The 25,898-nt window shown below is 50.6% G+C and carries 25 protein-coding genes; 19 read left to right on the forward strand and 6 right to left on the reverse strand.

Translation table 11 applies throughout. The features are described 5' to 3' along the window. The first annotated feature begins 169 nt into the window (after positions 1-169). The 16 genes from KA369_02180 (at position 170) to KA369_02255 (ending at position 18,215) form a co-directional block, all read left to right on the forward strand. Complete coding sequence (locus tag KA369_02180) at positions 170-1,003, forward strand: flavodoxin family protein (protein MBP7734760.1); 834 nt, start codon at positions 170-172, stop codon at positions 1,001-1,003. Between the two features lie 7 nt (positions 1,004-1,010). Further along, the gene (locus KA369_02185) at positions 1,011-1,787 is read left to right on the forward strand and encodes an electron transfer flavoprotein subunit beta/FixA family protein (GenBank protein MBP7734761.1); all 777 of its coding nucleotides are present in this window, start codon (positions 1,011-1,013) and stop codon (positions 1,785-1,787) included. Between the two features lie 8 nt (positions 1,788-1,795). Then, on the forward strand, positions 1,796-2,773 hold the full coding sequence (locus KA369_02190) for an electron transfer flavoprotein subunit alpha/FixB family protein (GenBank protein MBP7734762.1): 978 nt from the start codon (positions 1,796-1,798) through the stop codon (positions 2,771-2,773). Between the two features lie 211 nt (positions 2,774-2,984). After that, positions 2,985-4,448, forward strand: coding sequence for a CoA-binding protein (locus tag KA369_02195; protein MBP7734763.1), 1,464 nt, complete (start codon positions 2,985-2,987; stop codon positions 4,446-4,448). 133 nt (positions 4,449-4,581) lie between these two features. Further along, positions 4,582-6,159 carry a citramalate synthase gene (gene cimA / locus KA369_02200; GenBank protein MBP7734764.1) on the forward strand — a complete coding sequence of 526 codons (1,578 nt, stop codon included), beginning with the start codon at positions 4,582-4,584 and terminating at the stop codon, positions 6,157-6,159. Positions 6,160-6,310: 151 nt separating this feature from the next. Continuing rightward, entirely contained in the window at positions 6,311-7,381 is a 1,071-nt protein-coding gene (locus KA369_02205; GenBank protein MBP7734765.1) for a peptidylprolyl isomerase, read from the forward strand. Positions 7,382-7,407: 26 nt separating this feature from the next. Next, complete coding sequence (locus tag KA369_02210; GenBank protein ID MBP7734766.1) at positions 7,408-8,883, forward strand: spiro-SPASM protein; 1,476 nt, start codon at positions 7,408-7,410, stop codon at positions 8,881-8,883. 41 nt (positions 8,884-8,924) lie between these two features. Further along, complete coding sequence (locus tag KA369_02215) at positions 8,925-9,671, forward strand: glycosyltransferase family protein (protein MBP7734767.1); 747 nt, start codon at positions 8,925-8,927, stop codon at positions 9,669-9,671. Then, positions 9,665-10,570 (forward strand): hypothetical protein, encoded by a 906-nt coding sequence (locus KA369_02220; GenBank protein ID MBP7734768.1) that lies wholly within the window; start codon positions 9,665-9,667, stop codon positions 10,568-10,570. Before KA369_02215 ends, KA369_02220 begins: the two co-directional genes overlap by 7 nt. Positions 10,571-10,661: 91 nt before the next feature. Then, on the forward strand, positions 10,662-11,231 hold the full coding sequence (locus tag KA369_02225) for a hypothetical protein (GenBank protein ID MBP7734769.1): 570 nt from the start codon (positions 10,662-10,664) through the stop codon (positions 11,229-11,231). 24 nt (positions 11,232-11,255) lie between these two features. Next, positions 11,256-12,023: a prolyl oligopeptidase family serine peptidase gene (locus KA369_02230; protein ID MBP7734770.1), complete on the forward strand. Its 768-nt coding sequence runs from the start codon at positions 11,256-11,258 to the stop codon at positions 12,021-12,023. A gap of 131 nt (positions 12,024-12,154) precedes the next feature. Next, positions 12,155-12,952 (forward strand): hypothetical protein, encoded by a 798-nt coding sequence (locus KA369_02235; GenBank protein ID MBP7734771.1) that lies wholly within the window; start codon positions 12,155-12,157, stop codon positions 12,950-12,952. Positions 12,953-13,101: 149 nt separating this feature from the next. Next, on the forward strand, positions 13,102-13,425 hold the full coding sequence (locus KA369_02240) for a YkgJ family cysteine cluster protein (GenBank protein MBP7734772.1): 324 nt from the start codon (positions 13,102-13,104) through the stop codon (positions 13,423-13,425). Between the two features lie 113 nt (positions 13,426-13,538). After that, positions 13,539-14,483, forward strand: coding sequence for a rhomboid family intramembrane serine protease (locus KA369_02245; protein ID MBP7734773.1), 945 nt, complete (start codon positions 13,539-13,541; stop codon positions 14,481-14,483). Between the two features lie 213 nt (positions 14,484-14,696). Continuing rightward, complete coding sequence (locus KA369_02250) at positions 14,697-17,441, forward strand: pyruvate, phosphate dikinase (protein MBP7734774.1); 2,745 nt, start codon at positions 14,697-14,699, stop codon at positions 17,439-17,441. A 45-nt stretch (positions 17,442-17,486) separates the two neighbouring features. Then, positions 17,487-18,215 (forward strand): tetratricopeptide repeat protein, encoded by a 729-nt coding sequence (locus KA369_02255; protein ID MBP7734775.1) that lies wholly within the window; start codon positions 17,487-17,489, stop codon positions 18,213-18,215. On the opposite strand, the gene KA369_02260 is transcribed toward KA369_02255, so the two are convergent. Beyond that, entirely contained in the window at positions 18,212-19,390 is a 1,179-nt protein-coding gene (locus KA369_02260; GenBank protein ID MBP7734776.1) for a pyridoxal phosphate-dependent aminotransferase, read from the reverse strand. The two genes, KA369_02255 and KA369_02260, sit on opposite strands and share 4 nt — an antisense overlap. A 217-nt stretch (positions 19,391-19,607) precedes the next feature. On the opposite strand from KA369_02260, the gene KA369_02265 reads away from it, so the two are divergent. The 3 genes from KA369_02265 to KA369_02275 are packed head-to-tail and all read left to right on the forward strand — an operon-like array spanning position 19,608 to position 22,351. Further along, on the forward strand, positions 19,608-20,408 hold the full coding sequence (locus KA369_02265) for an alpha/beta hydrolase (protein MBP7734777.1): 801 nt from the start codon (positions 19,608-19,610) through the stop codon (positions 20,406-20,408). A 53-nt stretch (positions 20,409-20,461) separates the two neighbouring features. After that, positions 20,462-21,916 (forward strand): RtcB family protein, encoded by a 1,455-nt coding sequence (locus KA369_02270; protein ID MBP7734778.1) that lies wholly within the window; start codon positions 20,462-20,464, stop codon positions 21,914-21,916. 3 nt (positions 21,917-21,919) lie between these two features. Next, positions 21,920-22,351 carry an archease gene (locus KA369_02275; protein ID MBP7734779.1) on the forward strand — a complete coding sequence of 144 codons (432 nt, stop codon included), beginning with the start codon at positions 21,920-21,922 and terminating at the stop codon, positions 22,349-22,351. 2 nt (positions 22,352-22,353) lie between these two features. Here the strand turns inward: KA369_02275 and KA369_02280 are convergent, their stop codons facing one another. The 5 genes from KA369_02280 to KA369_02300 all read right to left on the reverse strand — a co-directional run bounded on the left by KA369_02280 (position 22,354) and on the right by KA369_02300 (position 25,891). Next, entirely contained in the window at positions 22,354-22,875 is a 522-nt protein-coding gene (locus KA369_02280; GenBank protein MBP7734780.1) for a DUF4416 family protein, read from the reverse strand. Next, on the reverse strand, positions 22,868-23,872 hold the full coding sequence (locus KA369_02285; GenBank protein MBP7734781.1) for an RluA family pseudouridine synthase: 1,005 nt from the start codon (positions 23,870-23,872) through the stop codon (positions 22,868-22,870). Before KA369_02285 ends, KA369_02280 begins: the two co-directional genes overlap by 8 nt. Before the next feature lie 49 nt (positions 23,873-23,921). Further along, the gene (locus KA369_02290) at positions 23,922-24,257 is read right to left on the reverse strand and encodes a hypothetical protein (protein MBP7734782.1); all 336 of its coding nucleotides are present in this window, start codon (positions 24,255-24,257) and stop codon (positions 23,922-23,924) included. An 826-nt stretch (positions 24,258-25,083) separates the two neighbouring features. Then, positions 25,084-25,467: a hypothetical protein gene (locus tag KA369_02295; protein MBP7734783.1), complete on the reverse strand. Its 384-nt coding sequence runs from the start codon at positions 25,465-25,467 to the stop codon at positions 25,084-25,086. Further along, positions 25,448-25,891, reverse strand: a complete 444-nt coding sequence (locus tag KA369_02300; GenBank protein MBP7734784.1) for a hypothetical protein — start codon at positions 25,889-25,891, stop codon at positions 25,448-25,450. The genes KA369_02295 and KA369_02300 overlap by 20 nt, the downstream gene beginning before the upstream one ends. Between the last annotated feature and the right edge of the window lie 7 nt (positions 25,892-25,898).

Below are 25,898 nucleotides of genomic sequence, written 5' to 3' on the forward strand. Positions count from 1 at the left end.
TCACCATTTATAAAATAAGAAAGCGACCGGTATTTGTCAATAAAAAAAGAGCGAGCGTTCGTTTTTTTATTGACACGGGACCGCCATCTTTTTTATCTTATAGACAACATAGGGAAAGTCATGGCCAGCCGGTGACGGTCATGATATCGATCTTTTTACGAGGGAATTTATGGCTTCGAAGAAACTGTTGGGACTTATCGCTTCCTACCGCCGCCTCGGCAACGCAGAAATAGCGGTCAAGGCAGTGGCTGAAAAGATGCAGGGGTGGGATCTCTCCATGATCCGCCTTCCCCAGCTCTCCATCCTTCCCTGCAAGGGATGTTACGCCTGCCTCCTTCCCGGCGTGAAGTGCAATCTCAGGGATGACATGGAATGGCTCCTGGAGCGCATGGCCGAAGCGGACGCGATCATCGTGGCTGCGCCCAATTACGTCCTGGGACCGGTGGGCATCATGAAGATGATCGCGGATCGTGCATTGCAGTCAGCGCCCTACCAGGACAGGTTCCGTGTTATAAAGACCGCTGTTGCCCTCACCCTCGGCAGGGAAGATTACCGGGGATATGCCGACACCGCCCTGACGGCCCAGGTATCTGCTCTCGGATTCAATGTGGCTGGGCTGGAGCTTTTTTACGGCACCCATCCCGGCGAGATAGCATTGAAGGATGATTTCAATGAAAAAATAGCCATGCTCTGCCGCTGTCTCACTGAAGAGCCCCCCAAGGCTCCCATTGTATCTGACCGGTGCCCCCGGTGCCATTCCGATCTCTTCAGGATTCGTGACGGCGCCTTTGAATGCGCCCTGTGCAAGACCCTGGCCCGTCCCGAAGGGAACATGCTGTCATTCTATTATTTCCATCCGGAATTCGGCGAGGAGGGCAAGCAGGAGCATCTGAAATGGCTCCTCGGGAAAAAAGAGGAATATGCCAGGCTGAAGGAGCAATTATCAGCGATACAGAAAAAATATCGCGAAGGCTCATGGCAGACGCCGTCGGGAACGTCATAACAGGACTATGAAAATACTGGTCTGCATAAAACAGGTCCGCGACACGGAGTCGCCTGTGGAAATTTCCGGCGATTCAGGGTGGATCAGCGAAGAGGGCCCCATTGCATTCCGCATGAACCGCTACGACGAATTCGCCCTTGAAGAAGCGGTTCTCATCAGGGAGGCCCTCGGCGATGTGACCGTTGACGCCATATCCGTCGGGCCGTCACGGTTCAGCTCCACCTTAAAGAAGGCCCTTGAAAAAGGCGCGGCCAGCGGCATCCACATCCTCTCCGATCATGAAGGCTACTGCCCGCCATCACTGATAGCCGCGTTGATAGCTGATTATGCCAGTGACAAGGGCTATGACCTCATTCTTACCGGGGTCATGGCTGAGGATGACATGCAGTGCCAGGTGGGGCCTCTCATTGCCGCTCACCTGGATCTCCCCTGCGCCGTGTCCGTGGTAAGGGAAACCATCAACCCGGCGGAGAAGACCATCACTGTTGAATGTGAACTGGAAGGCGGCATCAATGAAACCATCCGGCTGCCCATGCCATGCCTCCTCGCCATCCAGTCCGGGATCAACCGACCCCGGTACCCGTCCCTTTCCAATGTCCTCAGGGCTAAGGAGCAGAAGCTGGTCACGGTGAACGCCAATCAGGCGGATACGCCAGGGACCCCGGAACAGCTCAGGGCCATTTCCTATCCTGAAAAGGGAAGCGCCGGCGTGATCATCGGCGGTACGGCCGAGCAAAAAGCGGAACAGCTCCTGGCCGTACTCCATGAGAAGTCGCTGCTTTAGGTGATGATATGGACAGGATACTGGTCATCATCGATACCATAGAGAAAGCCCCTCCTCCTTCCTGGTTCGAGCTCATAACCTTCGCCGAAAGGTTCTCAGAGACTTTTCCGCTGAACATCCAGGTCGTGGTGGCCGGCGCGAACGTCCGGAATACCGTTGAAAAGGCTGCTCGGTTCGGCCATGACGTCATCGGCCTTGAACATGATTCTCTGATCAGCCCTAACCCGGATCTGCTGGCACGGGGAGTCTCGTCATTAATGGACGAAATCGGGCCGAGCTATGTCTGCTTCCAGCATACCATGAGGGGATGCCAGATGGCCGCCTTTCTTTCGGTGCGGCAACGCCTGTCATGCATTACCGCCGTTGAATCATTTACAAAAATGGGGACAAGTCCCCTGTTCAGAAGGTCCATCTACAACGGCAAGATAAACATAGACCTGTCTTCCTCCACTGAGCGGTCTGTCCTGACCGTTTTGCCCGGAGCCTTTGCAGGCGGGAGCGGCCCCATATCCCGAAACCCGGGCGCCATCGATATTCGAACCATTTCCGGTATGAATTCGGCCTGTACTCCCATCGGGACAAGTGAATCCGCCGAAGAAACGATCCGCCTTGAGGATTCCGACGTCATTGTTTCCGCCGGCAGGGGTATCGGCGCCCAGGAAAACCTTGAACTGGTCAAGGCTGTTTCACGGCTCTTCCCCAATTCCGCAGTGGGCGCGTCGCGGATCATCTGCGACCAGAAATGGCTTCCCTATGCCCACCAGGTGGGGGTCACGGGCAAGACCGTCTCGCCGAAGCTTTACATGGCCTGCGGCATATCCGGGGCCCAGCAGCATATTGCCGGGATGAAGGGGTCACAGCTCATTGTAGCGGTTAATACCGATCCCCAGGCAGCGATCTTTTCCATATCCGATTACATCATCATCGAAGACCTGAAAACATTCCTGCCGATTCTTATTCAGAAATACGAGGAATTATATAAATAAGCATAGAGGATCAATCAGGATAATTAGCATCATTACCCGTTAATTACCCCGTTAACTCAATTAATTTTAAATGGTCACAACTGATTAACTGTCATTTCCCCATATTCCATTGAGTTTTCACTATATCGATTCAACCGGGAAATATACTGGACAATAAAGTGCATCATTTTAGATGTGATAACAGCAGCATATTATATTTCAGGAGGCGCCCATGGCCGCCAATCCGCTTCACCAGATTATGAACGCCCGCTCCCTTGTCTTTTACGGGGCATCCAATAATATTTCCAAGATGGGATCGAGCCAGCTCGTTACCCTTCTGAGCAATGGCTATCACGGAAGCATTTATCCGATCCATCCCTCGGAAAAGACCGTGTTCGGATTGAAGGCCTATGCCAGGGTCGCCGATATCGGCAAGCCCGTTGATTGCGCCGTTATCGTGCTGCCGACCCGGCTGGTCCCGGCTGTTATTGAAGAGCTGGGCGAAGCCGGGGTCACCCGCGCGGTGATCGTGACCGCCGGGTTCGAAGAGGTGGGAAGCGCCGATCTCCAGGAAGAGCTCAACAGAGCCGCGCGGAAAACAGGACTCCGCTACGTGGGCCCCAACTGCATCGGCGTTGCCAATCTCCGCGAAAACTATAATTTCACCGTATTCCCCTTCGCGGGGGAACCGGGTTCCTTCGGCATGCTTTCCCATTCCGGGACCTTTGTCACCCATGTGCTCCCCTACCTTCACGCTCGGCGGCTCAATTATGCGGAAGCCATCAGCCTCGGGAACGAAGGGGACCTCGACATCGTTGACGGCCTCGATTACATGGCCGGCAGGGATTCCATAAAGGCCATATCCTGCTACATTGAATCGGTGCGCCGCGGCAGGGAGTTCCTCGAAAAGGCAGAAGAGGTTTCCCGGGTGAAGCCCATTGTCGCCCTCTACGCGAGCGGAACCGAAGCCGGGGCGCGGGCCACTGCGTCCCACACGGCCGCCATGGCTTCGCCCGAAGGGATCATGGACGGCGTATTCCGCCAGTCCGGCATCATCCGCGCCTCCACCCTTGAGGAGATGTTCGATTTTTCCTGCGTTCTTTCCCGGTGCTCCCTCCCGGCGGGAACGCGCGTGGGCATACTCACCAACAGCGGCGGCCCCGGAGCCCTGATGGCCGATACCGTATGCCGCCTCGGCCTCAAGCTTCCGATGTTTTCGGAGCGATTACAGGACGCCATTAGCGAGTTCTCGCCCCACACAGCGTCTCTCTCCAACCCGGTGGATTTCACGTTCATCAACAACTGGGAGGGCTTTTTCAGCAGGGTGCCAACCATCATAGCTGAATCAGGCGAGGTGGACGTGCTCCTGTTTTACGGCCTCTTCGGCATCGATACGTTCCTCCATTACCGGGACCATCCTGCGGTGGCTCCATCCCTTGACCGGGCCATGATCAAGGGCGCGTTGGGGCTGGGCGACGCCCTTAAGCATAAAATCGGCGATGCCCTGGCGGGTCTGCCGATCCCGGTCATCTGCTCCACCTTTCTTGATTTCAACGAATCCCTTATCAGCCACCTGGTGGCGAGGGGGATACCTTTCCTGCCGACCCCGGAGCGAGCGGCCAGGGCAGCCTGGGCCCTGTGCCGTTATGCATCCTGGAGAAGCGCCTGTTTAGAGGAGGACGCCGTAGCGGTGTAAGAGATTCGACAGCCTGCTTTTACCGCTCTAGCCGCCGGATAAGACAAAGGCCCGGAACAGGGAACAATCTTAAAAAATCCTTGCAATATTTTCGCGCCCTGAAAACCATGCTGTTTTATCAGGAACAGGTTTCATGGGTAAAAGGATAATTTCAATATACGATACGACCCTTCGGGACGGCGCCCAGACCGTCGGCATATCCCTGTCCCTTCACGACAAGATCATCATTGCCGGAGCCCTGGACAGGCTCAGGATCGATTATATCGAGGGAGGATGGCCCGGATCCAATCCCAAGGATGACCAGTTTTTCAGGGATATCAGGAAAACAAAACTGGACCACTCGAAGATCGTAGCCTTCGGATCCACCAGGCGAAAGAACACTACCTGCCGGAGCGACAGCCTGGTCCAGGCCCTTGTCGATTCAAAGGCTAAGATCATTACCATCGTTGCAAAGACCTGGGATTTCCACGTGACCCGCGCGTTGAATATCAGCCTGTCGGAAAATCTTGCCCTCATATATGACACCATTGCCTACCTGAAAGACAGGGATATCCAGGTCTTCCTCGACGCTGAGCATTTTTTTGACGGTTTCAAATCGAACGAGGATTATTCCTTCAAGGTGATCGAAACAGCCCGCAGGGCCGGCGCGGACATGTTCGTATGCTGTGATACCAATGGAGGCGTAATGCCCGGGGAAGTTCACCGCATCATCGAAAGGGTGGGCAGCGAAGGCTCGATGCCCCTGGGAGTCCACTTCCATAATGACGCGGGCGTCGCCGTGGCCAACTCCCTGGCTGCGGTGGAGTCCGGTGTCGTATCCGTTCAGGGAACGGCCAACGGCTACGGCGAGCGGTGCGGAAACGCGAACCTGATGACACTGATCCCCAACCTGGTGCTGAAGATGGGGTACCGCTGTTCCGCCGAAAAATCCCTCGGCCACCTCACCGAGGTAAGCCGCTTCATCAGTGAAACCGCGAACCTCGCCCATAACGAGCGATCCCCGTACGTGGGTGACAATTCCTTTGCCCATAAAGGAGGCATCCATGTTTCCGCCCTCCAGAAAGACACCAGAACCTACGAGCATATCGAGCCTGAGCTGGTGGGGAACCGGCGCAATGTCCTCGTTTCGGAGCTGTCCGGGAAGAGCAACATCATTGTAAAAGCGAAAGAAATGGGGATCAACCTGAAAAACAAGGTAACACTTCCGGGCAAACTACTACAAAAGGTAAAGGACCTTGAGGAGCAGGGTTTCCAGTTCGAGGCGGCGGAAGGCTCCTTTGAGCTTCTTATCCGGGAAGCGAACGGCGAATACAGGCCTTTCTTCACGCTGAAGGGATTCCGCGTGATTAGCGAAATGGAGGGAACGACCAAGCTGATGTGCGAAGCGACCATCAAGGTCGAAGTGGACGGAAAGATCGAGCATACGGCAGCCAACGGATACGGTCCCGTCGAGGCCCTCGACAACGCCCTCCGCAAGGCCCTGGAAAAATTCTATCCCGAGATCAAGGAAATACAGCTCGCCGACTACAAGGTACGCGTCCTCAATGAAAAAAGCGGCACCGCCGCGGCCGTACGCGTCCTCATCGATCAGAGGCGCAAATCGGAGCATTGGGGCACCGTCGGCGTGTCCACCGACATAATCGAAGCTTCATGGATGGCCTTGGTTGATGGGATCGAGTACATGCTCTTTAAAAATAAGAAAAAGCGTTAAATGGCTCGAAGGATAATCCGCTGCTCCGCAGTAAAAAAATCTTGCAATTAATATTGATCTGAATAAATAAGGAATTATGGCCCGCCCTGCCCCATGGGTTACGCGGCGCCGTGTAGGTTCCCATAATTAACCATCAATGAACGGCACATATATGAAACAGCGTATACAATGCCTCACCACCGCGATGACTCTCCTTATCGCCGTCATGCCCGCTTTTTCCTGGGAAAACTTTGACGGTGTTATCGCCGTGGTGAACGATTTTTCCATCATCGAAAGTGAGATAGACAACAAGCTCAACCAGGTCATCAAGTTTCAGAATATCCCCCGGAACAGGCACAGCACCGAAAAAAGCAAGATCCTCGATAAATTCATCGAAGACGCCCTGGTCATGCAGGCGGCGACCGAGGAAGCTATCGTTGTCGGCGACCGCAGGGTCTTGAGCCATATCGAAGAAATGATGAGACAGTATCTTTCCTCGAAAATCCAGGATACCAAGAAGCTGGACAAACAAATCGGTAAAATGCTCAACCGCCTTGAGAAAAGGCTCAACGACGAGCCCGTCATGGGCGACAAGGAGCTTGACGCCCAGATCGACAGCTTTACCGGATTTCTGGAAGGGCGTTTCCATATCGGCTTCAAGGAATATTTCGAGGAAGTGCGTTCCCAGATCATGAGGGAACAGGTCATGTCGATCGCCATCGGTGTATCCCCTCCATCGAAAGAAGAGGCGCTGGACTGGTACCGGAAGAATAAAAACAAGCTCGGCGACGAGGTCTGGGTCAAACACATACTGGTCAGGTCCGCGGGCGGTTCCTTCACTGCCGAGCGTGAAGCGAACGAAAAGCTCAATGCCATGAGGGAAAAGATCGCGGCCGGCGAGTCCTTTGAGAAAATGGCCCGCTCCTACTCCCAGGACCCCGAATCGGCTGCCAGGGGAGGAGACCTGGGATGGAAAATGCTCGCCGAAATGGACCCATACTTTGCCGGTTTCGTGAACAATATTCGAGCCACGGGACAGGTTTCCCAGGTATTCAAATCCAGTCAGGGTTACCATATCGTCAAGCTCATGGGACGGCGCGCCATTACCTATGAAAAGGTCGAGCGCCTCATCATGTTCAAGCTCTACAACGAGAGCATGTACCAGCAGTTCAAAAAATGGGTCATCAAGCGAAAAAAAGAATCGGAAATACAGATATTCATGAAGAATTACGTTGAAACGTAATTTACGCGAAGTACCGGGTGAACTAATTGAAGGCTGATATTCTTCTCTACATAGAGTCCGCCACCTCGGACAGCGACCTGTCCTTTCTCGATATGTATCTGCCGGAACTGCTGGCCCGCCGCATCCAGGGCACGGTTCAAAACTGCAGTGTATATTATTCCGTGCCACCCTCGTATCAGGGAAAGCTCTCCGGCACTGCATCCTGTATCGTCCGCTCCGGCCATGACGATGTCGCATTCTGGAAAGAGCTGTTCGCGCGGACCGGTTCAGATCATATATGTAAAATTTACGCAGATTCCCCCTTTCTCGACCCCTCGATCATTGGTGAGATGATGGACCTTCACCTGACATATCTGGCGGAATTCACCTATTCTGAGAACCTTCCCGCCGGCTTCTCCTGCGAAACAGTCTCCAAGGAGCTTATCGCCGCCATTCCCGAGTTGAAGGAACAGACCCTTCCCCTGGCCCAGGTGATAAAATCGAACCTCAATCAGTTTGACATTGAGATCTATTACAAGGATCCCGATATACGGGATAAGCGGATATCCTTTCGATCCGCCAACCGCCGCGATGCCCTCATCATGGAGCGCATATACCGTCTCGGCTCGTCAATTCCCTCCTACGAATCCCTGAAAGGGATAATCGAAGAGCATCCTGAAGTGCTTCATGTGGGGCCGTCATATCTCGAGATCGAGCTTACCGGCCGGTGCGACCTGGAGTGCCTCTTCTGTTACCGGAACAGTCTCAAACAACACCATGGGGACATGGAAAAGAATAGTGTGGCCCTCGTGCTGGAACAGATGAAACCTTTCGGACTTCCTTACACAATCTGTTTCGGCGGGTCCGGGGAACCGCTGATGCACCCGAACGTGTACGAAATACTTTCCATGGTTGCGGGTGACCCGCTGGTGGAAACAATCATAGTAGAAACGAACGGCCTCTATGCCGACGTCAATTACCGCACCCATCTTGGCAGCTCCGGCGAAAAGATCAAGACCATCGTCAACATAAACGGCTATAATTCCGAAACCTACGGGAAACTCCATGGGAAAGAATTCTTTGATCGTGTCCATCAGAACATTCTGGGCCTTGCGGAATCAGCCACCGGCCGCCTCTATATCCAGATCATGAAGATCAACGAAACCGAGCCATTTCTGGACTCATACTACGACTACTGGGAAAAACTGAAGATACCCATCATTCTCCAGAAGCAGAACACCTACCTGGGAAGGATCCCGGATCGCCGGTATTCCGACCTGTCACCCCTTGACAGGATCCCCTGCTGGCACCTGCAGCGTGATCTCTACATTACCGCTGACGGCACTGTCACCTTCTGCAAGCAGGATGTGGATGGTAACTGTGCTCAGGGGACCATGGGTTCCTCGACTCTTGCCGAAATATGGGAAAAGAAAAGACAAGCATTCATCAATGACTATCGCAAGCAGTATCCAGCAATGCCGGACTGCAAATCCTGCGACGAATGGTATACATTTAACGCTTGATGCTGCTCAATCCCCAGTCTCATAAATCCGATAATATCACCATGAAGGGAAAAGTAACGGCAATCATCCAGGCGCGGATGGGATCAACGCGCCTCCCCGGGAAGGCTATGATCGACCTGGGGGGAAAGCCCCTGCTCTATCACGTGTTCGAGCGGATCCAGGTCACGGCAGGGGTAGATCGCATAGTTCTGGCGACCTGCCACGGCGAAAGAAACAATGGCATCATAGACCTTGCCAGATCCATGGGAATTGACGTATTCATCGGCTCCGAAGACAATGTGCTGGAGCGCTTCTATTGTGCCGCCCGGCAGTTCGGCGGAGATTTCATAATGCGCGTTACCGGTGACAATCCCTTTACGGATCCCGGTTATGCCGAACGGACCATACGGGCAATCAAGGAGACGGGGGCGGATCTCTGTTATTTCCCGAACCTTCCCCTCGGCACCGGCGTCGGCATGGTAACGAAATCAGCCCTTGAGATTGCCTACCGGCGAAGCGATCAGCCCCATGAGTTTGAGCATGTGACCCCCTACATCAAGGAGCACCCTGATGAATTCAAGCTGCACATCTGCGACATTGAGCTGCACAATCCATTCCCCAACCTGCGGCTAACCGTTGACACGGAAGAAGATTTCGAAGTGGCACGGCGAGTCTACGCCGGCTGCTACAGGGGCAAGCCCTTCCCGCTCAGCGAAGTGATCAGCTATATTGAAAAGAATCCAGACATAGCGTCGATCAATAGCGCCATACAACAGCGTCCCATGACGCATTCCAGCCCGACATGCTGAATACCGAACTATCCATCGTTACAGGCTGGGGGAACCATCTCGGCACCGGCCACATCCAGCGCATGGCGACCCTGGCTGATTACATCAACAGCCACACATCTATGCGGGCCTTTATCGTAAGCGAAGGCATTCCGGAATTCATTCCCGGCCATCTCCACGATTGTCGTTCCCGCACTATCCGGCCGGGGAAAGGGATCATCATCAGGGATAAACGGGATTCACGCATTGATGAAATGACAATGCTCAAAGAGAACGGCAGGGTCATCACAGTCGATGACTGCGGCCCAGGCAGGGACCTGGCTGATCGCGCCATAGACCTCCTGCCGAATCTGAACTATTCCATCAACCAAAAAGGACTCTTTATCTACGGCTATTCCTTTTCCGATTCTATAAGGCGGTTGGGTAATCAGACCATTCGTAAAGATATTGACTACGCCCTGTATTGCGGCATACATCCTTCCCGGGAAATTGTTGATTTTTTTCTTTCCCTGGTCCCGGAAAAAAGCTCCTGCGCCATCCTTGCCGGTGAAGCTTCATTCCTAATGAATAATGGCGTGAAGATGCCACTGGTCAAATCCTATGCAGAAACGCTCCTATCAACGCGGATCCTCATTTCGCATTTCGGCATCACTCTCTACGAAGGGCAGATTGCACAATGCAGACTTGTTACCATTAATCCAACAGAGTACCATTCGCAACTATCTGATAAAGCCGCCTCTGATCTTCACTGCATCAATCTCGGTGTCATTGGAGACATAGACAGAGAAAAGGCCAGGGCTACCCTTTCAAAGGCCATGGGTGATGATGTTCCAGAATCAATCAATCCAGCGAAGATCAGTGATGCAATCGAAGAAGGTTTAGACCTGTTCATGTCGCAGATTCAACCATTCATGGAATGAGCCGCGCCGTATCTTCAAAAAATTAAAAAAATCATTGCTTTTATTTCGTCGCCGGATACTTTCGATGAAGATACATCCAAAGGAGATGCATATGCGTACCACCGCCACAACAATTATGGGAACCCTCATCATCGGCTGCCTTATGGCGACCGGCTGCTTTACGGAAGGCAATATACGGACCATCACCTTTAAAGACGGGTCGAAATATGTAGGCGAATTCAAGGATGATATTAAGCAGGGGTATGGCAGGATGACCTGGGCCAACGGCGACCAGTATGAAGGCCAGTGGGTCAATGACGCTATTAATGGGAAAGGCGTTTTCACCTGGGCCAACGGTGATCGCTACGACGGCCAGTGGGCGGCCAACAAGCGCAGCGGCCAGGGCTTCATGGTTGAAAAAAACGGTACGAAGTATGACGGCCTCTGGTCTAATAACCAGCGCAATGGCCAGGGAACGCTGACAAAGCCCAACGGCGAAACCTATACCGGCCAGTGGAAAAATGATGTGAAGAACGGGACCGGCATAAATACCTGGCCAGACGGATCGAAATACGAAGGGGAATGGAAAGACGGCAAGCGTCATGGCCAGGGTATCATGACCGGAGCCAAGGGCGTTGTTGAGCGAGGTAAATTTCTCAATGACGTTTTTGTGGGCAAATAACACGCTATACTATCAATGATAAGCATGTCCCGACTTTACATCCTTGCCGGTTTGCTCCTTGTCGCTTCAGGATTGGCCCATGGCGCGGATATGGCCGAGAGATTCCAGGCCAGGGTGTATACATCAAAAAATCACGGGGCGCTTCCCTACCGTCTCCTGATGCCGACCTCCTACAACAGGACTAACAAGTATCCCCTCATCCTGTTCCTCCATGGAGTGGATGAACGAGGCACGGACAATAAAAAGCAGTTGTACTGCGGCCTTGATATTTTCGCTGATGATAAAAGAATGGATAAATATCCCTGCTTCATTGTCGCCCCCCAGTGCCCGCCCGACACGTTATGGGCCGATGTGGACTGGAGGTCCGAGCGTCATACCATGAAAAAAAAGCCGACCCGTGCCCTCGCCATGTCGATAGAAGTGATCCATGAGCTTGAAAGGGAATTCTCCATAGACAGCCGCAGGCTCTATGTCGTCGGATATTCCATGGGCGGCTTCGGCGCCTGGGAGGCGATCCAGCGATGGCCCGATCTGTTCGCTGCAGCCGTTCCGGTGTGCGGCGGCGGAGACGAGGCTGAAGCGCCCCGCATCGCCGGCATCCCCATCTGGGCTTTTCACGGCGCCCTCGATACGATCGTCCATGTCAGGAGATCCCGTAACATGATCAACGCCGTTGTCAAGGCCGGGGGAATCCCGCGGTATACCGAATACTCCATCATCAATCATCTATGCTGGTGGCTCACCTTCAGCGATGAAAAAATGTTCGAATGGCTTTTTAAACAACATAAATAATTTTTCCCTGTTCGTTGACGCTACAACCCGATTTTACCATCGAGGAGATAATACCCCTCATATTTTCGTTATACGACATATCAACAGAAAAAATTACTTGTTATTTTGTTTAAGGAATATACAATAGCATAATGAAAATAATAAAACAACTGGCGCCGGGAAACAGGGACAACATGAAGAGCCTTACCTATGAGCTCGAAACCCTGATCTACTCCAATGTCAAAGGATACTATCCTGAAGGATGGGATCAGAAACAAATCACCAGGTCACTGTTCTTGGATATGAAATCATTATTCAATGAAAAGGTCATTCATACTCCCGGTGATACCATTAAAACAGAATGGACCCTCCTGCAGCAAAGAATCGAAACAGAAGAGATTTTCGGAGATTTCGCAGTCGTCGTCCAGGTGACATACCATGACGGACAGAGTGTCACCGGCGTTGTTTTTTACGATGTGGCGGAAAAAGACGGCGGGAAAAATTCTTTTTCGAATCTCCATAAGAATAATTACCGACGACTTCTCTCCGTGTCTCCGCATTCCCAGCTCCTCCTATACGATTATGACACCATAACTGGCATGGCGTTTCCGTCTACGGCTGAATCCGTCATCGGCAACCATCCCCATAACTGGAACAGCTGGATACCTTTCACCCATGCCGTCACTGTTCCGGCAAACCTTGCGCTCTCCCTGGACGTAAAAACGACCGCTCTGTATAAAGTTTCCCTACCGCTTGCGTATCAGATCAGCTACCGGTATCTGTACGGACTGGATCTTGATTATTCTGCATCCGCCCTTGAAACAGCGTCAGGCCAGAAAACAATTAAAGGGAATCCAAGGCTTGTAATACTGGTGGCGGTATCCCACGGAGGCGCCGAACCTCAAATGAATTTTGGGCTCAACAACCAGATGTATATCGAGGTTGACTAATTCTTCAAGCAGTGAAAACCAGATCAATAGTCGGGTCGATGCATGAAGGAATATCGGAACGCTGCGAAAGACACTCTGGAAACCATGAGAACGGACGCCTGCTCGCACGAACATTCAATGGAGAGTTAAAATCCCACGGGTAAGCATCATTGGAAAAGGACACTGCCAATCAATGTCTCCAGTGCGGGGCCTGTTGCCATGTCGACATGATTGCCTACATAACCGAGAGTGATATACGCAGATGGGAACAGGAGGGGCGATTCGATATAATTTCCCATGTTCGCGGCACCGAGATACGCTGGTTCGGCGATATCATAGTAACCAATCACGGCATTCATGTTCAGAGTTGCACCTTCCTCAACTGGGACGGCAAAGTTTTTTACTGCGATATTTACGAAAGCCGTCCTCAGGTATGCCGTAATTACGCTCCAGGATCATCGGCATTGTGTCCTCTTTATAAATGTTATAAATAAAAAATTACTTTACTGAATTCCGAGATGCTAATTAATGTTCCCAAGGATCGGGCATATAGGTAATACATAAAAATTCCTATTAATCTTTAACTGTATCCTGCCAATGGACAATTATGAACGGAACCGGATCATACACAAAAAGCTGGGTAATACGCCTCATAGTCCTCAATATTGCAATCTTCTTCGGACTGCAGCTCATGCTATCCATGGTCAGCACCACTGACAAGACTTCGTCCCTCGGCGATGTCCTGACCTTTTACCTCGGACTCCGGCCAATCCTGGTCATCGAAAAATTCTATATCTGGCAGCTATTTACCTACATGTTCCTCCATGGCGGGTTTCTCCATATTTTTCTGAATATGTACGCACTCCTCATATTCGGCATCCCCGTTGAACAGGCATGGGGAAGCCGCAGATTTTTATTCTACTACCTATTTACAGGAATCGGCGCCGGAATCACCATACTGGTCATCAACACGGTTCTGGGTGGCGTTAATTATATAACCCCCACCATTGGAGCCTCCGGTGCCGTGTTTGGCCTTCTCCTTGCTTTTGGCATGCTCTTCCCCGACGCCGAGATACTGCTTTTCTTCATCATTCCCATGCGCGCCAAGTTCCTCGTATTGCTCTATGGCGGTATTGAGCTTTACTCTCTTATTGGGACCGGCGGACAGAGCCCCATTTCTCATGCAGGCCACCTCGGAGGAATTATCTTTGGGCTGTTGTTTTTTCTTATCCTTCGCAAGAGAGGGCTCGGTTTTAAATCCAAAATACTGAAGGCCCGATTTAACCGGGAACATATCCGCAGAGAAAAAAATTTAGATAAAGACACGAAACAGCCTGATCTTGTGCTGGAAACCATACTGCAGAAATTGAAGACAAAGGGACCCGGATCCATCACTGATGACGAGTATCAGCATATTCGCTATATGGACATCATGACGCAGGATATCAACGAGCTCTGCGTGGAAGAAGATTTTGATCAATCGGACGAATATTGTTCCAAATGCGTCCATCGGGATGCGTGCCTTATCCGGCAGATCAAAAATTATCTGTAAATGGTTTTGATACACAAAATTAATCTTTACAAGTACAACGGTTCTTTTAAACAATTCACCTGTGACTGTACCTCAACCTGACGATGTTTCAGGGGGATCGTTTCATTGAGAAATATTCCCGGACCCGTTCGGGAAATGGGCAATAGAAAATATTATTATCTATACTGCTTGCATCACTCTGAGGGGATGAAAGCATAAATTTATTCAAGGAGAATCGGAATGGCAAAAAGAGTATACCTGTTTGGCGGAGGAATTTCTGAAGGCAAAGCCGACATGAAAAACCTCCTTGGCGGTAAAGGTGCCAACCTTGCCGAAATGTCAATTCTCGGTATTCCCGTCCCGGCAGGGTTTACCATAACCACTGAAGTCTGCATGGAATTCTATAAGAATAACAGACAATACCCGGCCGGTCTCAAAGATGACGTCAACACGGCAATGAAAAAAGTGGAACAGGTCATGGGGGCTCGTTTCGGCGATCCGTCAAATCCCCTCCTTGTCTCGGTGCGTTCCGGCGCACGCGCATCAATGCCCGGCATGATGGACACGGTCTTGAACCTTGGCCTCAACGACAAGACAATTGTCGGCATTATAAAAAAATCGGGCAACGAGCGTTTCGGCTGGGACTCCTACCGCCGATTCATCGCCATGTACGGCGATGTTGTCATGGGCCTCAAGCCGGCGTCAAAGGACGAACACGATCCCTTCGAAGAGGTCATGGACAACCTGAAAAAGAAGCGCAAGGTTAAGATGGACCTTGACCTGACCGTCGCGGACCTGAAGGAGCTGGTAGCCCAGTACAAGGCCCTTATCAAGAAAAAACTCAAGAAAGAATTCCCCTCCGATCCCTATGAGCAGCTCTGGGGAGCCATCGGCGCCGTTTTCGGATCATGGATGAACGACCGCGCCATCCTGTACAGGAAAATGAACGGCATCGAGGACAGCTGGGGAACGGCAGTCAACATCCAGGCCATGGTCTTCGGCAACATGGGTGAAGACTGCGCCACCGGCGTCGCCTTCACCCGCGACCCGTCCACCGGCGACAACCGTTTTTACGGCGAATACCTGATCAACGCCCAGGGCGAGGATGTCGTGGCCGGTATCAGGACGCCCCAGCAGGTCACCGTCGTGGGTTCCCAGAAATGGGCCAAAGAGAATAATATAAAAGAAACCGATCGCAAGGGAAAATACCCCTCTCTTGAAGAATACATGCCCAAGGCTTACAAGCAGCTCTATGATGTCTACAACAAGCTTGAAAACCATTACCGTGACATGCAGGACATCGAGTTCACCATCCAGAACCAGAAGCTCTGGATGCTTCAGACCAGGAACGGCAAGCGCACAGCTGCCGCGGCGGTTAAAATCGCGGTGGACATGGTAAAGCAGGGCCTCATCACGAAGGAAGAGGCCCTCATGCGCATAGACCCTGTCTCCCTTGACCAGCTTCTGCATCCCACCCTGGACCCCAAGGCTAAGCGGAACGTCATCACCAAGGGTCTTCCCGCCTCGCCGGGAGCCGGTGTTGGAAAAGTCGTTTTCAACGCAGAAGACGCTGAAGCATGGAGCTCCAAAGGCGAAAAGGTCGTCCTCGTTCGCGTGGAAACATCCCCTGAAGACCTGAAGGGTATGACCGTGTCGCAGGGAATCCTTACCGCCCGGGGCGGCATGACCTCCCACGCCGCTGTTGTGGCCCGGGGCATGGGCAAGTGCTGCGTGTCAGGCTGCAGCGAGCTTGAAGTTGATTACAAAAAACGCATTTTTAAGATTCGGAATATAACGATCAAGCAGGGCGATTTCATCTCCCTTGACGGATCGACCGGAGAAGTGATGCTCGGCAAGGTTCCCACCGTGGATCCTCAGCTCTCCGGTAACTTCGGCACCATCATGAAGTGGGCCGATGATGCCCGCAAACTGGGCGTTCGCACCAACGCGGACACGCCCCATGACGCGGAGGTTGCCCGCGGATTCGGCGCCGAAGGAATCGGTCTCTGCCGCACAGAGCATATGTTCTTCGAAGGCGACCGGATCAAAGCGATGCGCGAGATGATCCTCGCCGACGACCTCGCAGGCCGAAAGAAGGCCCTCGCCAAGCTTCTCACGATGCAGCGCAAGGACTTCTACGGCATCCTCAAGGCGATGAAGGGCTTCGGTGTTACCATCCGCCTCCTTGATCCTCCCCTTCATGAGTTCGTTCCCCATGAAGAGAAAAACCAGAAGGAAATGGCCCGCCAGCTGAAAGTATCCCCGGCTGTTATTAAGGCCAAGGTCGAAGCGCTCCATGAATTCAACCCGATGCTGGGCCACCGCGGATGCCGCCTCGGCATCACCTATCCCGAAATAACCGAGATGCAGGCCCGCGCCATCTTCGAGGCGGCGTGTCAGCTCAAGAAAGAAGGGGTCAACGTCAAGCCCGAGGTTATGGTTCCCCTGGTCGGTCATGTCAAGGAATTGATAATGCAGAAGAATATAATCGTTGAGACAGCCGAAAAGGTAATGAAAGAAAAGAAGGTCAAGGTGGACTACATGGTAGGCACCATGATAGAAGTGCCACGGGCGGCGGTCACCGCAGACGAGATTGCGGCGGAGGCCCAGTTCTTCTCCTTCGGCACCAACGATCTCACCCAGATGACATTCGGGTACAGCCGCGATGATTCCGGAAAATTCCTCCCCGAGTACGTTGACAAGAAAATCCTTCCCAACGACCCGTTCCGCGTTCTTGACCGGGATGGCGTCGGCAAGCTGATACGCATGGCTGTCGAAAAGGGCCGGGGCGTCAGGAAAGACCTGAAAGTCGGCATCTGCGGCGAGCATGGCGGCGAGCCGAGCTCCGTTGAATTCTGCCACCTGGTAGGACTCAACTATGTAAGCTGTTCCCCTTACCGCGTTCCCATCGCGCGTCTGGCGGCTGCGCAGGCTGCAATCAAGAAAGAACGTAATGTTAAGGTATCGACCACCGCGTAGGCGGTGGTCGTCGCCTGTGATCATTCTACATACAGAGGGTGAAAAATGAAAAAAATATCGGTTCTTGTAGCCTTGCTCCTGTTCACCGGAACATCCCTTTTTGCCTCATACAAGGAGGCGTTGAAGCTTTTTGAAAAAAAGGATTACGCCAACTCGTTGAAAATGATTGCGGATGAGCTGGAGACCGCCAATGACGCAAAACCTGATTCACCGAACTACAACCTCAGGTTCCTGGCGGCCCATAACCACTGGAAGCTTGGCAATTCCAAGTCAGCCATTGATCATTTCACCCGCTGTATAGCCATCAAGAAAAACAAGGTGGATCCCTATATCGACCTGGCATTGCTGCAGATCGAGATGAAAAAATATGTCGAGGCCGAAGCCACGGCCCGCCGGGGTATGGAAGTAGAAAGATCGCCCATGATCTTTTACGTCATGGGTATCGCATCGTTAAAGAGGGAGAATTTTTGGAAAGCCAAGGAAATGTTCGAAAAAGCCAATTCGCTCAATCCGGATCTCTACTATTCATACAATGCCCTGGGAATTACCCTGATGAAGCTGAAAAAATACAGCGAGGCGAACACCGCCTTTTCGGCGGCCTACGCGGTCAAGCCCCGGTCAGCTGAAATAGTGAATAACCTGGGCATGAGCTACGAAAAGCTCGGGAAACAAAAGGACGCCCTGGAATATTACAAGAAAGCCAGGGCCCTTGATGAAAAAAATTCCGTCATTGCTGCCAATATAGATCGATTGAAAGGAAAAGTTAAGGATTAACCCAGCTTATCCATTGCTTCCTTGAATTTCGGGATCGATCTTTTTATGACATCCTCCGGCACGCAATAGGCCATCCTGAAGTAACCCGGGCCGCCGAAACCGCTCCCGGGTACCGCCAGAACATTGAACTTCTGCAGGTGCTGTATGAAGGCAACGTCATCGGCAAGAGGCGATTTGCAGTATATGTAAAAGGCCCCCTCCGGCATCGGGAATGAATAGCCGGCGCTTTTCAATCCATCCGCCAGCAAATCCCTTCTTTTACGGTACGGCGTAATATCCACCGTGACATCGGTCAACTGAGCCACGATGCGCTGCATCAGGGCCGGGGCATTCACGTAGCCGAGGATCCGGTTGCACAGTATCATGCCGGCCATGAGCTCTTCAATGGCATCGCAGGTGGGATTCGCCGCGATAAACCCGATTCGCTCGCCCGGTATGGAGAGTGACTTGGAATAGGAATTCACCACGATCGACTGGGAATATGAGGAGAGTATACTGGGCACATTCACATTATCATAGATGATCTCCCGGTATGGCTCGTCGGAAAGGAGGTATATGGTCTGTCCTTTTTTTCGGAAATCCTCCAGCATAACGGACAGGTCTTTTATCTGTTGCTCCGGATATACCCTTCCCGTGGGGTTGTTGGGCGAATTTATAAGGACCGCCTTTGTTTTGGCTGTAATCGCCTTCCGGATATTCTCTATATTCAGCGAAAAATCAGGATTGCTCTCCGCCAGCCTGGTCACGCCGTTGTGATTGGTGATATAAAAATTGTACTCCACGAAATACGGCTTGGAGACAACCACATCGTCTCCGGGATTCAGGATCGTTTTCAGGACCGTGTTGAGACCTCCGGCTGCGCCGCAGGTCATTATGATATTGTCTGCCGGTATTTCAATCCCCTGTTCCGAGGAGACCATCGCGGCGATTGCCTTGCGCACGGACGGGTATCCCGCGTTTGGCATATAACCATGGGCGCCTTTAACGGGCTTTTGCGCAAAGTCCTTGAATACATCAAAAAACTTCGCCGGCGGATCCAGATCGGGATTTCCGAGACTGAAGTCAAAGACATTATCCTCGCCAAACTGAGCCTTCAGCTTTATCCCCTCTTCGAACATCTTCCGTATCCATGAAGACTTTTGCATGGATTCCCTGATGTGATCCGCTATGGCCATGATGCTCCTCCTTTTATATATATTTGTATAATGAAATAGCTTTTCGCTCCGTGCTAAATCTCAGTATCCAATATATCCCCTGATGGTTAATGAATAATACTACAATATCGACTAAAGAAACACATCTAATAATTGCAAGAACAAAATTTCAGATGAATATCGAACGACATCTATTATGAATTGACTTTATTGCAACCACCATGGTTAACTTAATCAAATGTGGAGGCCCGTCATGTCCGATTATTCCAGATTCGATCACCCGGCCATTGCATCATTTCTTTTTTATCCCAGGCCGGAAGAGACCAGATCCCTGTCTGGGGATAACATTTCAGAGCTTACCATCCCCGTTGAGCCTGACATTACGATCGGCGGCAAGATATTCATCGCCGGGAAAAAGAATCCCTCCATTCTATTTTTTCACGGCAACGGAGAGATTGTCATCGACTACGACGATCTGGGCCCACTCTATGTCAATCTTGGCATTAACTTCATCCCGGTCGATTACCGGGGCTATGGCAGATCTGGGGGCAACCCCAGCGTATCGTCCATGATGAAGGACTGCCATGCCATCTTTGATTATATGCTCCAGTGGCTTAAGGATAACGGCTTTCAGGGGAAGCTTATTATCATGGGACGGTCCCTGGGCAGCGCCTCTGCACTGGAGCTTGCCTCAACCCGCCAGAATGTCATAGACGGCCTCATCATTGATAGCGGCTTTGCCTATGCCATTCCCCTCCTTCGGATTCTAGGCATCGATCCTGACCGCCTGGGACTTCATGAAGAGGAGGGTTTTCGCAACAGCTACAAAATAAAACAGTTCAGAAAGCCTACCCTCATAATCCATGCTGAAAAAGACCATATCATTCCCTATAGCGATGGCCTCACTCTTTATGATTCATCTCCGGCGGAGCATAAGCATATGGTGACCATAAAAGAGGCAAACCACAATACGATTTTCATGTACGGCCTTAAGGAATACCTGACAGCAGTGAGACAGCTGGCAGATGAAATTGAATAATTCCTCATACCCTTGCCTTCATTATGGTATGAGTATGGATCAATCTATTAACGATGAATACAGCACCCCTTAAAAAAATTAACGATTTTCTATACGAAATTCCGGCCGATTATAAACCGGGGATGAGGGTCCCGGCTCGCATATACGCTACCATGAAGCTCATCGAAAACATGGACAATGCGGTCCTTGACCAGATTACCAATGTGTGTCTCCTCCCGGGAATCATCAAGCACGCCCTCTGCATGCCAGACGGCCATTCAGGCTATGGGTTTCCCATAGGCGGCGTAGCAGCCATAGACCCTGATAGGGGAGTCATCTCGCCGGGAGGCATAGGCTTTGACATCAACTGCGGGGTGAGGCTCATGGCCACATCCCTTACCCTTGCCGAGATAAAACCCCATCTTAAAACGCTGGTGCAGGCCCTCTTCAACCGGGTCCCATCCGGAGTCGGCTCCGACGGTATGATTCGGCTGAAACCTGATGACTTTGACGAAGCAATGATCATGGGGGCCCCCTGGGCTGTCCGGAATGGGTACGGCTCTCCCGCTGATCTTGATTTTATCGAGGAGAACGGCTCCATGAAGGGAGCTGACCCGAAAGCCGTGTCCGACCGAGCCAGGGCGCGGGGGAAGAACCAGGTCGGAAGCCTTGGCTCCGGCAACCACTACCTGGAATTGCAGGTGGCCCGGAAGGAAAACGTTTTTAACCGCCCCTGCGCCGAACAGTTCGGCATCACCCGGGACGATCAGATCATGGTCATGATCCATTCCGGCAGCCGCGGTTTCGGCCACCAGATCGCGACGGATTACCTGAAACGATTCCTGTCCGTCATGGGCCCCCGGTACGGCCTCGCCATGCCGGACCGGGAGCTGGCCTGTGCCCCCTTCTACTCCGATGACGGGCAGAACTATTACAAGGCCATGAACTGCGCCATCAACTATGCCTTTCTGAACCGCCAGATGATGATGCATTCGGTAAAATCGGTCTTTTGCGATATCTTTAAAAAATCCCCGGAGGACCTTGGCCTCAGGCTGGTCTACGACGTATGCCACAACACGGCAAAGCTGGAGCGTCATGTCATAGACGGAAAGGAAAAAGAAGTACTGATTCACCGCAAGGGAGCAACCCGCGCCTTCGCTCCCGGGATGGATGGGATCCCGGACCGGTACCGACACACCGGTCAGCCGGTGCTGATAGGCGGAAGCATGGAGACAGGTTCGTATCTTTTAGCAGGCGTTCCAACCGGCGCTGACGCTTTTTATTCTACCTGCCATGGAAGCGGCCGTGTCATGTCGCGGCACCAGGCAAAAAGCTCCTTCAACGGCAGGGACCTCCAGAGACAGCTTGAAGAACAGGGGATATATATTCTCACATCGTCTTTCCCCGGCCTCGCGGAAGAGGCGGGCGGCGCCTACAAGGATGTCGATGAAGTCATCAACGCAACCGAGCGTGGCGGCCTCAGCAATGCTGTGGCCAAGCTGCTTCCCCTGGGCAATATCAAGGGATGACCTATGGCCTATGAACTTATAGAGGGCATAAGCAGTGCGGATATAGCCTTTCGTGTCAGGGGGATTGATTATACCAGTCTCTTCACCGCAGGGGCAGAAGCCCTGATTTCCATCATGCTGAAAGACCCTGCTGCAGTCCTTAAAACGTTATCTGTCAGTTTCTCCTGCGACGCCCCTGACCTTGACATTCTCTATTTTGATTTTTTATCTGAATTCATTTTTTACAAGGATGCCGAGAATCTTCTGCTTCTTCCCGAAAGTCTGGAGATCATTCATTCCGATAACGGGTACAGCCTTTCATGCGTGGCACGGGGAGAGACCATAAACCGATCACGGCATATCTTCACCGTCGATATTAAAGCTGCAACCATGCACCATCTCAGCGTCATTGGGGACGAATCCGGTTATAGCGCCACCATTGTGGTGGATGTGTAGGCTTAGCCTCGAAGCTGGTTGTGGTACATTCGCCGCACTTCATGGAAGAAAAAAAGATACTCCGGTTTCTGATAATCAGGGTAAGTCCAGTCCCACGGTTGATAGCGCTTGGCCACGTACCGGTATTCATTTTCAAGGAATACTCCTTTCCGCAAATAGGTCCTGTGAAAAAAATCCTTGCAGGTCGCCAGGTACACGTTTGAAAGGGTCAGATAACCGGGATCAATGTTCACTTTCCTTATTTTATTCTCGGAGAACCGCTTTTCGAGCCTGTTGGTGTAGAGCTTAATCTCAACGATATCCTCGCGGCGTATGAGTTTGCGGAATGAAAGAAGAGCCTTGTACTGCGCCGATCCCATGTCGCTGTAATACTTGGTATGCACGAAGGGAATGTTTTTCGTACGGTAATCGATGTCGCCGAATTTCTTGAGGAGGTGCTTCTCCACTGCGTATAGAACGTCCTCCGTGGAAAAAAGGATGCCGATAAACAGTTTTGCCTTGGCTGGAATTACCGGTTCAGACATAGCAGCCCCACTTCATGTTGATCAATTCCCTCATGTCATCCCGAAGAGGCGCCTTGACGCGGATCTTTTTACGCATGACCGGATGCCAGAGGGTGAGGGACCGGGAATGAAGGGCCGACCTGCGGAATCCCACCCTTTGTTCAATTTCTTCCGTGGGACCATTTTTTAAAAATTCATTAAAAACGGCTTCATCTAACCCGTACAATTTGTCACCAACGATGGGGTACCCCTCGTATTTGAGATGGACCCGTATCTGATGCTGTCTCCCGGTCAGAGGCACCGCCTTCAGCAGACTGAATCCATTAAAAGACGCAATTCTTATGAAGATGGTGCATGCCCTTTCTCCGGCATCAGTATGGGCGATCCGCTTATGCTCAATGCCAGATCCTGTATCGAACCCAATGGGCACTTCTGTCATAAAGACATCCCTCTCAGGGACACCCTGCACGAAAGCTAAATAGGACTTTTCCACGGTACTGAAGGCTTTACTGATTTCGGAAGCGACAGAGGCATCCTTCGCAAGGATTATCACACCAGACGTTTCCCGATCCAGCCTGTGAAGGAGATACAGCTTGTGCCGATATTGTTTCTGAAGGATTGAAAGAAGAGTATTATGATAGAATATGCCGGCTGGATGCACCGGGAGGTTGCCCGGCTTATTCACAGCCAGAAGGTGCTCATCTTCATATAAAATCGTGTAATTGGCATCAACATCCGGTTCAGCCGCATCCCTTCCTGCATAGGCGATCAGGTCGCCTGTTTTGATTTTTCTGTCATAGCCGATGATTATCTCGCCATTGCATGACAGTTTGCCCCGTCCTATCTCTTTCTGCCATTCTGTCCGGCTTAAATATCCATATTCCTTTGATAAAAACCGGTCGATTCTCTGCTTCGAATATCGCTCTGTAACGCGGCGTGTGGTTAGAAATTCCATTGGTAATTTTTTGTAAGGTTTGAAATATGAACCTATTGGAGAAAACTTAACAACAATGTCCATTACAAAATCATTCAGTTACTATCGTGGGTCTTGATGATTTCGGAGGCTCTTATTCTACGCCTGGAAATGAATTAACAAATTTGATTTTAATGTCTTGGAATGATTCTACGTATTGTACTGTATAATCGGGAAATGACGTTACAAACTGCCATTTGCCGCATTTATCCGGGAAAGAATTTACTGTTTGTACATTCAAATCAGGAAAACTGGATACAACCTTTACCTTTATGTCAGGAAAACTGGCAACGACTTTAACTTTACCGTATAGTTTAATTCCATTGAAAGTGCAATCTCCCTTATTGATCTGATCGTTGCCGGAAAAACTCGATGTTGTGAGAATGATTAAACCCATAATGCATGTTATAACTATCATTATTTTTTTCATTGCATAACCTTCTCAAAATATTTCATTAATTATACCAGTTTCCTGAAAAATTCCTGCCAAGTGCAATTTGCTGTTTTTCTGCATACTGTAAAATATAACATCACTGAGTGAATATTAAATTGGGCAATGTCCAGATTGTAATAATAAAATTGATTTTTTTAAAAATTATTATTGCATAAATTATTGTTTTAATATTAAGTATCATAAATTAAACATTAATACTTTTTAAAAGATATAAAATTTTTTTTGTTTCAAAAAAAACACACATAAAACATCCCGCACGGGCGGATTATTATTTAAGTGTCAAATGGGGGTATGAAATGAGAAAAGCAATTGTCCTTGTTGCAATGGTTCTCACTGCTATAGCATTACTCTTCTTATTCCCGGTTTAGGGACATAAGGATTGAATCATGCTATATAATAAATATCTAATTTATTGTATTTAAAAGAGGTGGAAATTGACAGGGAATAATAATTCGAGCCGAGAAAAATATTAAAAACAAATATTTTTTTAGGTTTTTAACCTCCCGCACGGGCGGATTATTCTTCATTATCCAAGGAATACATCAATATGAATGTCCGAGATTCCTTTTTTATTAAAAAAATTATGGTCATTGATATGAGACAGGCTCTTTTTTTAGTTGCGATGGTAATAACTGCAATCGCATTGCTCTTTTTATTACCTATTTAGAAGTCTATTCTAAAAATATTCAAAATAATTATATTCGTTAATCGATTAATACTGATCTGTAATTACACGGCAGGAACTTTAATGGCGGGTCCAAGAAAAAGATAAAGCGTATCCATTTCACTGATAACATTAGCTCTATCTTTCGTATTGAATTACCGTACCTTTCACATGAAGTATCTCTACCATTCCGATTATCCAGACCTGGCGCTCAAACCATGTTCGAACATTGATAAGATTATCGCCGCGGAGATTATTAATAGCGTCACCGACGGCCCTGTCATAATCAATTCGCGGTGTGACGGGAATAATCCATAGCAGGTTAAAACTGCTGCTCGTACCCTCGGCTTCGCCGAGAACGCGATACCGTATGCTTTCCATTGTCTTTGCCTGGGGTTCTAAACCGGCGACCCTGATTCCCTTGTACAGGCACCCGCTGCTGATCGAGAGACACAGTACTATCGCTACGATGGGCCGAATCATTAAGATGAAGCAGCGCAGCTTATTTCTTTTTATCCACATTTTTTTCTTCCGTCACATTCACCTTTTTAGCCTTTATCGACTGTCTCCCCTTGTCCTTGTCCGGGGCGCCCTTATCAAAGGATACAGCCTCACCTTCAACCACGACCTTGTGCATAGAAACAAAAAAGAACCAGGATGTTTTTTGATAACAGCTGACGTTGATGAGGGCATCTCCCCCTTTTTGTTTCAAAGCATCCTGAATGGCCAAGTCTATATCGGGCCTACCTACCATCCACAGACCGAATACCGACCACACCCGGTGCGAGCCCTGAACCGGACCGTAATTCATGTTTATTTTCTTGTCATGGACCGGTGTAGATGATGACGTCAGCGTTACGGGGCTGGTTATGCATGCCCATTGCATCAGCAAAGCCATCATCAGGGAAATGAATGCTACCCTTTTTCTACCGCGGCGTATCATCATATTCTCC

It is taken from the genome of Spirochaetota bacterium (genome assembly GCA_017999915.1).
Taxonomy (GTDB): domain Bacteria; phylum Spirochaetota; class UBA4802; order UBA4802; family UBA5550; genus RBG-16-49-21.

Coding starts and splice junctions, on each gene's coding strand:
- KA369_02300 (MBP7734784.1), bottom strand. CDS start 25,891: ATGATGATACGCCGCGGTAGAAAAAGGGTAGCATTCATTTCCCTGATG.
- KA369_02195 (MBP7734763.1), top strand. CDS start 2,985: ATGGCCGCCAATCCGCTTCACCAGATTATGAACGCCCGCTCCCTTGTC.
- KA369_02245 (MBP7734773.1), top strand. CDS start 13,539: ATGAACGGAACCGGATCATACACAAAAAGCTGGGTAATACGCCTCATA.
- KA369_02190 (MBP7734762.1), top strand. CDS start 1,796: ATGGACAGGATACTGGTCATCATCGATACCATAGAGAAAGCCCCTCCT.
- KA369_02285 (MBP7734781.1), bottom strand. CDS start 23,872: ATGGACATTGTTGTTAAGTTTTCTCCAATAGGTTCATATTTCAAACCT.
- KA369_02295 (MBP7734783.1), bottom strand. CDS start 25,467: ATGTGGATAAAAAGAAATAAGCTGCGCTGCTTCATCTTAATGATTCGG.
- KA369_02255 (MBP7734775.1), top strand. CDS start 17,487: ATGAAAAAAATATCGGTTCTTGTAGCCTTGCTCCTGTTCACCGGAACA.
- KA369_02180 (MBP7734760.1), top strand. CDS start 170: ATGGCTTCGAAGAAACTGTTGGGACTTATCGCTTCCTACCGCCGCCTC.
- KA369_02270 (MBP7734778.1), top strand. CDS start 20,462: ATGAATACAGCACCCCTTAAAAAAATTAACGATTTTCTATACGAAATT.
- KA369_02275 (MBP7734779.1), top strand. CDS start 21,920: ATGGCCTATGAACTTATAGAGGGCATAAGCAGTGCGGATATAGCCTTT.
- KA369_02205 (MBP7734765.1), top strand. CDS start 6,311: ATGAAACAGCGTATACAATGCCTCACCACCGCGATGACTCTCCTTATC.
- KA369_02235 (MBP7734771.1), top strand. CDS start 12,155: ATGAAAATAATAAAACAACTGGCGCCGGGAAACAGGGACAACATGAAG.
- cimA (MBP7734764.1), top strand. CDS start 4,582: ATGGGTAAAAGGATAATTTCAATATACGATACGACCCTTCGGGACGGC.
- KA369_02280 (MBP7734780.1), bottom strand. CDS start 22,875: ATGTCTGAACCGGTAATTCCAGCCAAGGCAAAACTGTTTATCGGCATC.
- KA369_02215 (MBP7734767.1), top strand. CDS start 8,925: ATGAAGGGAAAAGTAACGGCAATCATCCAGGCGCGGATGGGATCAACG.
- KA369_02225 (MBP7734769.1), top strand. CDS start 10,662: ATGCGTACCACCGCCACAACAATTATGGGAACCCTCATCATCGGCTGC.
- KA369_02230 (MBP7734770.1), top strand. CDS start 11,256: ATGTCCCGACTTTACATCCTTGCCGGTTTGCTCCTTGTCGCTTCAGGA.
- KA369_02265 (MBP7734777.1), top strand. CDS start 19,608: ATGTGGAGGCCCGTCATGTCCGATTATTCCAGATTCGATCACCCGGCC.
- KA369_02220 (MBP7734768.1), top strand. CDS start 9,665: ATGCTGAATACCGAACTATCCATCGTTACAGGCTGGGGGAACCATCTC.
- KA369_02290 (MBP7734782.1), bottom strand. CDS start 24,257: ATGAAAAAAATAATGATAGTTATAACATGCATTATGGGTTTAATCATT.
- KA369_02185 (MBP7734761.1), top strand. CDS start 1,011: ATGAAAATACTGGTCTGCATAAAACAGGTCCGCGACACGGAGTCGCCT.
- KA369_02260 (MBP7734776.1), bottom strand. CDS start 19,390: ATGGCCATAGCGGATCACATCAGGGAATCCATGCAAAAGTCTTCATGG.